Annotated in this window: 11 protein-coding genes and 1 pseudogene; 4 read left to right on the plus strand and 8 right to left on the minus strand. The window is 67.0% G+C overall.

Features of this window, described 5'->3' with window-relative positions:
- From ACIQ6O_RS08605 to ACIQ6O_RS08635, 7 genes and pseudogenes are all read right to left on the minus strand, one after another.
- Nucleotides 1-179 (minus strand): annotated as a pseudogene (locus tag ACIQ6O_RS08605) (hypothetical protein); the annotation flags it as partial.
- Nucleotides 180-187: 8 nt separating this feature from the next.
- Complete coding sequence (hemC, locus tag ACIQ6O_RS08610; RefSeq protein WP_396207369.1) at nt 188-1,168, minus strand: hydroxymethylbilane synthase; 981 nt, start codon at nt 1,166-1,168, stop codon at nt 188-190.
- A 167-nt stretch (nt 1,169-1,335) separates the two neighbouring features.
- Nucleotides 1,336-2,136: a uroporphyrinogen-III synthase gene (locus tag ACIQ6O_RS08615; protein WP_396207370.1), complete on the minus strand. Its 801-nt coding sequence runs from the start codon at nt 2,134-2,136 to the stop codon at nt 1,336-1,338.
- Nucleotides 2,137-2,145: 9 nt separating this feature from the next.
- A complete protein-coding gene (locus tag ACIQ6O_RS08620; RefSeq protein ID WP_396207371.1) occupies nt 2,146-2,328 on the minus strand; it encodes a hypothetical protein in 183 nt (60 codons plus the stop codon).
- Nucleotides 2,325-3,041: a cytochrome c biogenesis protein CcsA gene (gene ccsA, locus ACIQ6O_RS08625; RefSeq protein WP_396207372.1), complete on the minus strand. Its 717-nt coding sequence runs from the start codon at nt 3,039-3,041 to the stop codon at nt 2,325-2,327. Before ccsA ends, ACIQ6O_RS08620 begins: the two co-directional genes overlap by 4 nt.
- Before the next feature lie 5 nt (nt 3,042-3,046).
- Complete coding sequence (locus ACIQ6O_RS08630) at nt 3,047-3,760, minus strand: heme exporter protein CcmB (RefSeq protein ID WP_396207373.1); 714 nt, start codon at nt 3,758-3,760, stop codon at nt 3,047-3,049.
- Nucleotides 3,757-4,548 (minus strand): ABC transporter ATP-binding protein, encoded by a 792-nt coding sequence (locus tag ACIQ6O_RS08635; RefSeq protein WP_396207374.1) that lies wholly within the window; start codon nt 4,546-4,548, stop codon nt 3,757-3,759. Before ACIQ6O_RS08635 ends, ACIQ6O_RS08630 begins: the two co-directional genes overlap by 4 nt.
- 128 nt (nt 4,549-4,676) lie before the next feature.
- On the opposite strand from ACIQ6O_RS08635, the gene acs reads away from it, so the two are divergent.
- Together acs and ACIQ6O_RS08645 are read left to right on the plus strand one after the other, a co-directional pair.
- Nucleotides 4,677-6,641 (plus strand): acetate--CoA ligase, encoded by a 1,965-nt coding sequence (acs, locus tag ACIQ6O_RS08640; protein WP_396207375.1) that lies wholly within the window; start codon nt 4,677-4,679, stop codon nt 6,639-6,641.
- A gap of 58 nt (nt 6,642-6,699) precedes the next feature.
- Complete coding sequence (locus tag ACIQ6O_RS08645; RefSeq protein WP_396207376.1) at nt 6,700-7,056, plus strand: hypothetical protein; 357 nt, start codon at nt 6,700-6,702, stop codon at nt 7,054-7,056.
- Between the two features lie 284 nt (nt 7,057-7,340).
- On the opposite strand, the gene ACIQ6O_RS08650 is transcribed toward ACIQ6O_RS08645, so the two are convergent.
- A complete protein-coding gene (locus ACIQ6O_RS08650) occupies nt 7,341-8,051 on the minus strand; it encodes a DsbA family protein (protein ID WP_396207377.1) in 711 nt (236 codons plus the stop codon).
- A 123-nt stretch (nt 8,052-8,174) separates the two neighbouring features.
- On the opposite strand from ACIQ6O_RS08650, the gene ACIQ6O_RS08655 reads away from it, so the two are divergent.
- Together ACIQ6O_RS08655 and ACIQ6O_RS08660 are read left to right on the plus strand one after the other, a co-directional pair.
- Nucleotides 8,175-9,029: an alpha/beta fold hydrolase gene (locus tag ACIQ6O_RS08655; protein ID WP_396207378.1), complete on the plus strand. Its 855-nt coding sequence runs from the start codon at nt 8,175-8,177 to the stop codon at nt 9,027-9,029.
- Nucleotides 9,030-9,152: 123 nt separating this feature from the next.
- Nucleotides 9,153-9,416, plus strand: coding sequence for a hypothetical protein (locus tag ACIQ6O_RS08660; protein WP_396207379.1), 264 nt, complete (start codon nt 9,153-9,155; stop codon nt 9,414-9,416).
- Nucleotides 9,417-9,445 lie beyond the last annotated feature (29 nt).

The following is a 9,445-nucleotide window of genomic DNA, read 5'->3' on the forward strand; positions in this document are numbered from 1 at the left end:
CGCACGAAGAGCGGCCAGATGAACTGCGCGGGATCGAGCCGCGTCTCGCGGACCACGCGACGCAATGCATCGGTACGACGCAACCGGCGCAGGCGCACGGGGTGCGGACGCGACATGCCGAACTCGCCCGGATCGAACGCGTCGGTGGTGAAGGTCCCTTCGCTCATGCTACCGCTCATGCCATCGCTCACGACGCACTCTCGGCGGAAGAAGTCTTGTCGGTGTGCTTGTTGGCCAACGCCTCGCGCAGGTCGGTGAGAATGCCTTCACCACCTGCTGCGTGGAGCTGGCGCGCGAGCTCGCGGCCGCTGGCAGCGGGGTCCTGCCGATCGATGGGCAGTCCACCGCGCACGACCGTCGTTCCATCCACACTGGCCACGATGCCGTGCAGCATGAGCCCATACTCCGGCTCATCGAGCGTGGCGGCACCGATGGGCACCTGACAGCCCCCCTCGAGACTCGCCAGCAATGCGCGCTCGGCGCTCACCGCGAGCCGCGTGGGTGCATGATCGAGCTGGCGCAGAATCGCGAGCACGCGCTCGTCGTCCACACGCGCCTGCACGGCAATGGCGCCCTGCCCAGGTGCGCCGAGCCAGTCGGGCGCGTTCAGCAGCGATACGATGCGGTGGCCAAGTCCGAGACGACGAAGGCCGGCGGCGGCGAGCAACGCCGCATCCACCTGCCCCTCGTCGATCTTGCGAAGACGCGTGCCCACATTGCCGCGCAGCTCGCACACCTCGAGATCGGGGCGCAGCGCGCGCAGCTGTGCCCGGCGGCGCAGGGAGCTGGTGCCCACCTTTGCGCCTTCCGGCAGTTCCGTCAGCGAGGTGGCCGTGATGCCGGGGCGCGTGACGAACGCATCGCGCGGATCCTCGCGCTCGAGCATCGCCACCACGAACAGCCCCTCAGGGTCGGCGGTGGGGAGGTCCTTGAGCGAGTGCACCGCGCAGTCAGTGCGTCCCGCCAGCAGATCGGCCTCGAGTTCGGCGGTGAACAGCCCCTTCTCGCCAATCGCCGACAGCGGCTTGTCGAGAATGCGGTCACCGATGGTGGTGTACGTCACGAGTTCCGACTCAACGCCAAGCGCGGCCAGCAGCGAGGCGGTCTGGCGGGCCTGGAACAGGGCGAGTTCGGAACTGCGGGTTCCTATGCGGAGTGGACCGGTCATTCCATAAAGATACGGCCAGAAAGGCCCTGCGGCACGGGGACGGGGGAAACGGAGAACTGAGAACCGAAAGCTGAAAACCGAGAGCTGAGAGCTCCCCCAGAGGCATCTCGAGATCTGCGGGGGAGCTTTCAGCTATCGGTCGTCAGCTTTCGGTTCGATTTGCCCCCTCACCCGCGGTACGCCCCCACGATCGCCTTCACCCACCCCTCCATCGTCGCGGCCGTGCTTTCCACCTTCACCGGAAAGCCCGCCACTCGCGCCGCACGGGCGGTCACCGGTCCGATCGCCGCCACGGGCAGTCGGCTCGCATGTTCCGGCGGCAGCGCATCGAGCAGCGAATCCACCGCACTCGGTGCGGCCACAGTCACCAGGTCGATCTCGCCGGCGGCAGCCAGGCGCCTTATGCGCTCCTGCCCGTCGGGATCAGGGGCGCTCTGATAGCAGGGCACCACATCCACCGTGGCGCCCAAAGCACGGAGCCCTTCGGGGAGCACATCGCGCGCACCGGCGGCGCTGGGGTACAGCATGCGCGACCGGTCGATGTCCGAGCGTTCGGCCATGAGGTCGAGCATCCCCTCGGCCTGCATCTTTTCCGGCTGCACCGTAGGCGTGCGCCACTCGTGCGCCTCACACGCCTGTGCCGTTGCGGTCCCCACTACGGCGAGCCGCCGCGTGGCCATGGCCGCCTCGGCACCGCGCTCCTTCACCACGCGCGCCAGATGCTCCACTGCATTTACGCTGGTGAGCAGAATCCAATCGTACTGCGCCAGGTTGGCCACTGCCGCATGCAGCGGTGCGAGGTCGAGCGTTTCGATGCGCGTGAGCGGAATCTCGTGCACCGTGGCCCCGACGCGCCTGAGCGCTTCGGCCAGTGGCCCACCACGCTCACCCGCTCGCGTGACGGCGATGCGTACGCCGCGCAGCAACTCCGCCAGAGGGACCTGAGCCCTGCCGCCCGCTCCCTGCACGCGATCGCCTCAGCCGTTCTTCGACTTGGCGATGCGGCTCGCCATGAGCGCGATGTAGCCGAACAACACACCGATGGTGATGGCGTACCCCGCCCACATGTATGTCTCGGTGGCTGGCGGCCCGCTCCTCTGCGCCACGTAGGCCACGCTGTCCTGCGCGGTGGCGATCAGCGCCCACATACCCACGGTCACGCGGCCTCCATAGCGGTGCGTGCATCACGCAGCGCAGCCCAGCGCATGCGCACCCGCAGCAAAGCGAAAAACAGCAGCATGAACGCTACGATGGCCATGAGGAACGTGGTGAGCATCTCGGGCGGGAGCGATGGCTTCTCCGGCTTGAGTACCACGGGGCCCGGGTGCATGCCGCGGAACAGTTTCACCGTGAGGTGGATGAACGGCACCAGTAGCGCCGCGAGCGATCCCATGACCGCTGACAGTCGCGCGCGATTCTCCGGACTCTCCACGGCACCACGCAACACGAGATAGCCCAGCACCAGCAACCACAGGAAGAGCGTACTCGTAATGCGCGCCTCCCACACCCACCACGTACCCCAGCTGGTTCGCGCCCAGATGGGACCGGTGACCAGCACGATCCCCATGAACAGGAGCCCAACCTCGGCGCTCGCCTCGGCGAGCCGGTCGAGTCGCTCGTCCTTGAGCCACAAGTAGAGAATGCTGCTCACCGCGAGCAGGCCGCAGGCCACGTACAACCCGGCGATGGCCGAGGGTACGTGGACATAGAAGATCTTCTGCGCCGCGCCAAGCATGGCGTCGACCGGCGTGAACCAGATCGCGCGCACGCACACGGCGAGCACGGCGACGATTGAAATCGCGAGGAAGCCGTCGATCGGCTTGGCCTCCGGCAGCTTCCCCGGGGCGGTGATGGTGGCGGCCGAAGTCGCCATGTGCACTACTCCTCGATCGTGTACGGAAAGACGACGATACACGCCGTCACGAAGACCAGGTCGAACGCGAGCAACAGCTTGAACCACGGCATCGCATCCTCGAGCGGTTGCCCGCGAAGGATATACGCCGAGGTTTGCGCCGCCGGAATCACCAGCGGCACGAAGAACGGCAACGTCATCATGGGGAGCAGCAGTTCGGCCAGTCGCGTGTTGCTCGCGATGGCGGCGAACAGCGTGCCCACGGCAGCGAGCCCCAGCGATGCGCAGAGCACGATGCCGATGAGCACGCCCCACGCGCTCCCCACATGAAGATCGAAGAACAGCGCCACCGCCGGAAGCGCCAGCGCCTGGACCCCGCTCACGAACGCGAGGTTGGCCAGAACCTTTCCCACAAAGATGCTCTCGCGGCTCACCTGGCTGGCCAGCAGCCCGTCGTAGGCCCGGTCGGACAGCTCTAGCCCGAAGCTGCGATTGAGCCCGAGGAGCCCCGAGAAGGTGAAGATCACCCACAGCACGCCCGGCGCCAGATCGAAGGCCGGGATGGCGGTGGGATCCCAGGTGAACCGGAAGATCACCACACTCAGCACCGCGAACACCGTGGCGGCCATGAAGGCGCTGCGGGTACGAAACTCGATGAGCAGATCCTTGCGCGCGATGCGCAGCGCGTCGGCGAGAAACGCGGGGGCGAGGACCGCGGGCTTGGGCGCGCCGCCGCTCACGCCAACCCCTCGTGCACCAGCGCACGGTACTGCGCCTGGAAGGCCGGCAAGTCGAATCCGCCGGCCGGAGTGCCTTCGTCGTACACGAACCGTCCCCCGCGCATAATCACGGCGCGGGTAGCGAGCGCGATGCCTTCCACGAGGTTATGCGTGACCAGCACCAGCGTGGCCCCACCATCCTTGAGTTCGCGCAGCGCGTCAGTGAACGCCAGCGCCCCCACTTCATCGAGTCCCGTGTAGGGTTCGTCGAGCAGCACCAGCTGCGGGCCATGCACCAAGGCGCGGGCGATGCTCACGCGCTGCTGGAGGCCGCGGCTCAGGAAGCGCACCGGCTGGTGCTCGCGATCGAGTACCCGGAGCTGGCGCAGCACCTCGCTGGTGGCCGCGTCGGCATCCACCACGCCCTGGCATTCGGCAGCGAAGCGCACGTTCTCGCGTACGGTGAGCGCCGGGTACAGCATGGAATGGTGGCTGATGAGCCCCACCAGACGGCGCGTCTCGGCCGGTCCCGGTAGGGGAACGCCGTGCAGCTTCGTGGTACCTTTGGTGGGCTTGAGCAGCCCGCCCAACAGCCGCAGCAGCGTGGTCTTGCCAGCGCCGTTGGGGCCGAACAGGGCCAGACAGTCGCCGCTCCCGAGGGTCAGCGACACCCCGTCCACCGCCCGCTTCCCGCCGAAGGCACGCACCAGCCCCTCGGCCTCGACGGCGAGCGGCAGGTCGAGCAGGGCCCCGGAACCCTTATGGGTTGCCGCGACACCGGTCGCACCGGTTTCGGGAGGGATCGGCATCGCTCTACATTAGCGGAACAGACCGTGAGCCGCGATGGATTCCCGCTGGGGACATCGTGCGGGGCGCCCGGTCGCCCTCTGTTCGTCCTGCCGTTCTCCCTCCCGCCGGCCACGCCGGATTCAGGCCCATGAGCGATATCGACGTCCTTCTGCAGGAAAACCGTTCGTTCCCGCCCCCGGCCGAGTTCGCGGCCAAGGCGCTCGTGCACGATGCGCGGCTGCACGACGATGCGGGGATATCCCCGGAGACGTTCTGGGCCAATGAGGCGGGCACGCTGGAGTGGATGCAGCCGTGGGATACGGTGTGCGAGTGGACGCCGCCGCACGCGAAATGGTTCACCGGCGGGAAGCTCAACGTGAGCGTGAACTGCATCGACCGGCACATCCACGGCCCGCGCCGCAACAAGGCCGCGCTGATCTGGGAAGGTGAGCCGGGCGACCGTCGCACGTGGACGTACTGGGATCTGTACCGCGAAGTGAATCTCGCGGCCAACATGCTCAAGAAGCTGGGCGTGACCAAGGGCGATCGCGTGGCGATCTACATGCCCATGATCGCCGAGGCGGTGATCGCCATGCTCGCCTGTGCGCGCATCGGTGCCATTCACACGGTGGTCTTCGGCGGCTTCTCTCCCGACTCGCTGCGCGATCGCATCAACGACTGCGGCTGCAAGGTGCTCATCACCGCCGACGGTGGCTATCGTCGTGGCCAGACGGTGCCGCTCAAGCGCAACGCCGACGAAGCGCTGAAGGAGTGCCCCACCATCGAGCACGTGCTGGTGGTGATGCGCCGACGCAGTGGCGTGGGCGACGAAACGTTCGCCGAAATGCAGGACGGGCGCGACCACTGGTGGCACCGCCTCAAGCGGGAGGTGCCCGCGTATTGCGAGCCCGAGGCGATGGACGCCGAAGACGTGCTGTTCATCCTCTACACGAGCGGCACCACGGGCAAGCCGAAGGGCATCGTGCACACCACCGGTGGGTATCTCACCGGCGCGATGGCGACGACCAAATACGTGTTCGACCTCAAGGATGAGGACGTGTACTGGTGCACGGCCGATATCGGCTGGATCACCGGCCACACGTATCTCACGTACGGCCCGCTCGCCAATGGCGCGACGTGCGTGATGTACGAAGGCGCGCCCGACTGGCCGGACAAGGATCGCTTCTGGCAGATCTGCGAGCGCTACGGCGTGACGATTTTTTACACGGCGCCCACGGCGATCCGTGCGTTCATGAAGTGGGGCACGCCATACGTCGAGAAGCACGATCTCTCGCAACTGCGACTGCTGGGGAGCGTGGGTGAGCCCATCAACCCCGAAGCGTGGATGTGGTATCACCGCGTGATCGGCAAGGAACGCTGCCCCATTGTGGACACGTGGTGGCAGACGGAAACCGGCTCCATCATGATCACGCCGCTGCCGGGAGCGACGGCCACGAAGCCCGGCAGCGCCACGGTGCCGTTCCCCGGTACCAAGGCCACGCTGCTCGACAGCAACGCCAACGAGGTGAAGGTGGGCGGTGGGCTGCTGGCCATCACGCATCCGTGGCCGAGCATGCTGCGCACCATCTGGGGCGACGACCAGCGCTACGTGGACACGTACTTCAGCAAGTGGCCCGGGCGGCCTGACTTGTACTTCCCGGGCGACGGTGCGAAGCGCGACGACGACGGCTACCTGTGGATTCTGGGGCGCGTGGACGACGTGCTCAACGTGGCCGGCCATCGCATCGGCACGATGGAAGTGGAGAGCGCGCTCGTGGATCACCCGGCGGTCGCGGAAGCTGCCGTGGTGGGCAAGACCCACGACCTCAAGGGCCAGGCGATCGCCGCGTTCGTGACGCTGCGCGCCGGCTTCACGCAGAGCAGCTCACTGCGCGACGAGTTGCGCGAGCATGTGGCGCTCAAGATCGGGGCACTGGCGCGCCCTGACGACATTCTGTTCAGCGCCGACCTGCCGAAGACGCGCAGCGGCAAGATCATGCGGCGCCTGCTGCGCGACATCGCGGAAGGGCGGGCGCTGGGGGATACGACGACGCTGGCGGATCCGGGTGTGGTGGCGAGCCTCAAGGATCAGTATGAGGCGCAGGAATCGTAGTTGTGTGCGGTAGGTCACGGCACGAAACCCCACCGCGGTGTATTTCGTCTTGTGTCATATGTCCATTCTCGCGAAGCTCTTCCCCGAAACGTTGTTCCCCCGCAAGCTGTCGGTCGACGCCGAGCAGCGGCTGCGCCTTGCGCAGGCGCGGGCGGAAGAGGCACTCATCCGCGCCCACGTGGACAACGCGCTGATGTTCGTGGACACACTCGCCACCGACGTGGGCTTCGAGCGCGCGCTGAACATTTACGTGCGGGAACTCTCCGTACCCGACCCACTGGCGAGTGTGGTAGTGACGCGCGCGCTTGTCGCGCTGGGCGAGGAGCTGGTACCGGCGCCGCCAGGGGGCGCGGATGCGGCGCCGATGCCGGCGCTCCGCCTGGACGAGGCGGCGGCGCGGAGACGGAGAGCGTGACTGGGGTCGCAGCTGCGGTCGTTACGGCGCTGTAAACGGCGGTTTACCAGCAGACGGCAGACAGCAGGAACTACAGCACGCAGTTTGGGAGGAATGCGGTAGAACAAAACGGGGGCGACCGCTTTGCGGCGCCCCCGATTTCCTTCGCGGTAGGGATATCGGGAGCCGCGCGCAGCGCTGGCTCCCGTATCGTTCTACCACTTTCCTCCGTAACTGCGTGCTGTGGTTCCTGCCGTCTGCCGTCTGCAGGAAAACCGCAGTAATGACCGCGGTTTCAACCGCCGTTACTGCTTCGCCGCCGTGTCCGCCGCCGGCGCCGCCGCGTTCAGCGAGTCCACGATCTTCTTCAGCGCGTCGAACGCGAGACCGCCGGCGTACACCTTGTTGCCCACGATCAGGGTCGGCGTGCTGTTGACACCGCGCTTCTCGCCTTCCTTCGCATTGGCCTGGATCTGGGCCAGGTGCTTCTGCTGATCCATGCACGTGGTGTAGGCAGCCATGTCGAGCCCGATCGCCGTCGCATAGCCGTCGATCTCCTTGCGCGGATTCGACGTCGCGATGGTGCTCCAGGTCGGCTGGTTCTGGAAGAGCTGATCGTGCATCTCCCAGAACTTGCCCTGATCGTTCGCACACGCGGCAGCGAGGTGCGCGAAGAGGGTGTTCATGTGGATGCTCGTGAGCGGGAAATCGTAGAACCGGAAGTTGGCGAGCCCCGCATCGATGATCCGCGTCTTGATGTCGGGCCCCTGTAGCGTGGCGAACTGACCGCACCCCGGGCACTCGAAGTCGGCGAACTCGATGATCGTCACCGGGGCGTTGGGGTTGCCGCGCAGGTACCCCTGCGCCTCCATCGCGGGTGCGTCCTTCGGCAGTTCGATGGGGGCGGGCTTGTTCTGCATGGTGGTCCACAGCACCGCACCACCCACCGCCAGCACAATGCCGATCACCGCCAGAAATCCGGTGTTCGACTTCTTCTTCGGCGTAACCTTGGCCACTCGCTCTCCTCGTCGTCAGCCGGCACAGGGCCGGTCGGGTCTGGGTCCATCCACGTCCTGCGTGATGCGCAGGGAAGTTACCACGTGGTAGATGCGGCGCCATGCCCTCGCTATCCTGCTACCGTGTACACCGAGCACCTGCGAATTCCCGTTGGACCGGGCGCCCTGCACGCGGAGCGCATGGGACGCGCCGGGCCAGCCGTGGTGCTGCTGCACGGATTCGGCACCTGCGCCTTCCTCTGGCGCGCCATCGCGCCGGTGCTTGCCTCCGCCGGCTGCACCGTCGTGAGTATCGACCTGCTCGGTTCCGGCGAGTCGGATCGCCCGCCCGATGTCTCCTACGCCCTGGCGGCGCAGACCGACGCCATCGATCGCGCGCTCACGGCCCTTCGCCTCGGTGCGGTGACCGTGGTCGGCCAGGACATCGGGGGGCTCATCGCCCTGCAACTCGCGGCCCAGTCACCGCGCCTCGTCCGACGGCTGGTGCTGCTCGAGCCTCCCCTCCCCGACGATCTCCCGGGGCCCGCCATCCGCTCGCTGCAGCGCACCTCGGCCCGGTCGGCCCTCAGCGCGAACACCCTCTTCGGCGCCCGCCCGCTGCTCGAGCCACTGCTCGCGAGCGGTGTGGGCCATCGCGACGCCATGCCCGAGCGATTGGTGATGCGCTACCTCGCGCCGTGGGTCGGACACAACGGAGCGGCCGAACTGCTGCGACTGGCAAGCGCGATGGGCGTGATCAGCGAGCCCGGGCGCCAGGAGGCGGATTGGTCAACGATCGCGTCCACGGTGCTGCTCTGGTGCGGCGGCGACACGACGCCCGGCGGCGACGACGACGCTCCCCGTCGCATTGACGCGTGGCGCCGCCTCCTGCCGGACGCGACGCTCCGTCCCCTCGTGACGACGCGTCCTCCCGGCATGCTTGTCGCCGAGGATACCCCGGGGCCGCTGGCGGCAGCACTTCTGCCCTTTTGCGCGTAAAACCTCCGGAAATCACGCGTCACGCGCCGGTGGTGCCCCTAGGAAGCGGGTTTCTCATCAGTTAAGTTTTTCAGGCTGCCCCGGAGACGCCGGGTAGCAGGTTCGACGCACTACCCAGAGGAAATGGCCAAGCCCAAGCTTCGTCCGCGTCGTGACGCCATGGTACCCTCGCCGTATCAAGAGGCCCGTGACGAGCTGTTCCAGCAGATCATGCAGTGCGGTGTGATCGGGTGTCATCCCGAAGACCAGAAGGAGTGGTTCGACGCCACGTTGGTCTACCTCCAGGACCGGTATCCGGAGCTCAAGGCCTCGGAGTTCGCGGAACTGCGTACGCTTGGCGAGCGCTTTGCGCAGCCGGCGAAACGGCAGGAGCCCGCGGCGGTCTGACCGCTGCAGACATAGACGCTTGCGTAATT

Origin of the sequence: Gemmatimonas sp. (assembly GCF_044345575.1) — a bacterium.
Taxonomy (GTDB): Bacteria; Gemmatimonadota; Gemmatimonadetes; order Gemmatimonadales; family Gemmatimonadaceae; genus Gemmatimonas.